1 protein-coding gene is annotated in these 835 nt (G+C 49.8%); it reads left to right on the plus strand.

Features of this window, described 5'->3' with window-relative positions:
- Positions 1–191 precede the first annotated feature (191 nt).
- Positions 192–835: hypothetical protein (locus ACFFGH_RS34380; RefSeq protein ID WP_386677463.1), on the plus strand; the 644-nt coding region annotated here is incomplete at its 3' end.

Below are 835 nucleotides of genomic sequence, written 5' to 3' on the forward strand. Positions count from 1 at the left end.
TTTTGATTGCCATCACTGAGTTAGTACACTTTAAATAAAAGTGAACTATGAAAGGATGGACAGTCAGAACCGAAGCGACTAAAAACGGCTCTAGAGGCGTTGCTGGGCGTGAAGTATACCTAAGCAATAAAGACCACCCAAACCACCGCAACACAGAGCGCATACAGCCGATTTTTGGCAATGATAGGACGATGAGTAACATTAGTTACGCTGGAGAGTCCTACGCAGCCAAACAAGCGGCGAACGGCAAAGGCGGCAGACCGCCGAGCAGCTATGCCGTAGAGTTCACGCTCAACCTACCTAAAGGCTACAGACCAGACGACAAGCAATGGCGACAGATCGTTGAGCACTGCCTCAGAGAAACCGCCAAGGTGTGTGGGGTTGAACCTAACCAAATAGCACCAACCTCAAGGGCCATACTGCACCAACAAAAGCAGGACGGCAGCAAGCAAGGGACGGGCGACCACTGCCATATCGTGATCGGCAAGTTCACGCAAGATGGTGAATACCTCCGAAACCTCCAACGAAAGACCGTCACTGCCAAGATGAAGCAGAGCTTTAACGCAGCCGTTAAGCATTACTGTGGATACGATTGGACGGAGTACGCCAAGACACTGCAAGAGCAAAAGTACCCAAACAAACGCCCTGCACCGACTTGGAAAGTACGAGCAGCCAAGGAGCGAGATGAGATCGAAATTCAGCAAGCTGCGCTCGATGAGCGAGCTAGATCTTTGGTCGGCAAGGCAAGGGAGCTTGAGGTTTTGGAGTCTGGAATTGAAGACAAGCTGAATGAAGTTCGTCAGATTGAACGTCTAAAATCAAACTTCTCAAATCA

This window comes from Lysobacter korlensis, assembly GCF_042434515.1.